Consider the following 1,252-nt stretch of genomic DNA (forward strand, 5'->3'; position numbering starts at 1 on the left):
GCGAGTGGGGATATCGAGGAGGCGCAGCCGAAGGAGTGAGCAGCCTCCCAGTGGGCAAGTGCCGCCGCTGGCGGCCCGGTGGTCTCGACCGGCTCCAACCGAGACACCCCAGGCACCCAGGCGTTTCAAGGGTGCGCCGCTTGGCGGTACGCCGCCACCCAAGGCCTCGCGCATCCCGAGACGAGGCCGCCCATCAGGGCTGGGTGCCACTGTTACCACCCATTCGGGGAGATGCCTCCCCAGGGGGGCGGACCCCCTGGAACCTGGAGGAATGCCCCATGGCCACGATTGTCGACGACCATGTCATGGTCTGTGACGACTGCCTGATGATCATCGCCAATGACGATGCCACCGGGCTGGATCACTTCCTGGATGAGGAGAGCGCTGCCGCCCGCGAAAGGGAGGTGCGTGAGTCCATCTACGCAGCGCAGCGTGACGGGAACACCCTCGTCGTCGGCGATAGCGAGCAAGACGAAGCATTCTCGACGTCATCCTGCGACTGCTGCCACACCCACCTGGCGGGCGCTCGGCACCACTGCGTGCTGATGGGCTGAGCCAGCGTCTGAATCCACCCCTTGCCCACCCGGGAAGCCACTCGACTTCCCGTAGGGGGCGAGTGTCTCCCGGGTGCAAACTGCAACCCACCGAGGAGACACGCTATGACGGTCACCACTCACCAGAGTGCCAATACTGGCTTCTTCGACCTGCATATCACCGGCCTTGGCTACCTCAATCGAATCCGTGAGGTGAAGCCGAAGCGCGGAGAGGCGTTCTGGGCCTGCGATATCGCGGCCCTGAATGGCCCCGCAGACGATGTGGGCTACACCCGCTTCGACTGCCGGATCAGTGGCCGTGAGGCCGAAGTGCTCGTCAAACGCTGTCGTCAGGCGGTGTACCAGGGCCGCAAGGTGCTGGTGGGCTTCAAGCTGGGCGACCTCTGGACAGACACCTTCGTCTACTCCAAGGGGGACAAGGCCGGCCAGACCGGCGTCAGTCTCAAGGCGCGCCTGCTGTTCATCAGCTGGATCAAGGTAAACGGCGAGATGGTTTACCAGGCGCACCGCCGCGACGAGCAGGGTGCCGGCAACGACAGATCCGCTGCCTCAGCGGAGCCGTCTGAAGCCGGCAATGGCTACGCCGCTGCCCACGCGGGAGAAGCGGCCGGCTCCTTCGATTCGCCGGCCATGCACTGATCCACAGCGTTTCCATTCAACCACCCAGCCGGGGAAACGCCTCCCCGCTGGGAAGGTTC

The 1,252-nt window shown here is 65.1% G+C and carries 2 protein-coding genes; both read left to right on the plus strand.

What is annotated here, in order from left to right:
• The first annotated feature begins 278 nt into the window (after positions 1–278).
• Entirely contained in the window at positions 279–554 is a 276-nt protein-coding gene (locus tag Q673_RS23375; protein WP_023005081.1) for a hypothetical protein, read from the plus strand.
• Between the two features lie 105 nt (positions 555–659).
• On the plus strand, positions 660–1,193 hold the full coding sequence (locus tag Q673_RS23380; protein ID WP_023005082.1) for an STY4534 family ICE replication protein: 534 nt from the start codon (positions 660–662) through the stop codon (positions 1,191–1,193).
• Positions 1,194–1,252 lie beyond the last annotated feature (59 nt).

This window comes from Halomonas sp. PBN3, from assembly GCF_000475415.1.
In the GTDB taxonomy this organism is placed as follows: Bacteria; Pseudomonadota; Gammaproteobacteria; order Pseudomonadales; family Halomonadaceae; genus Halomonas; species Halomonas shengliensis.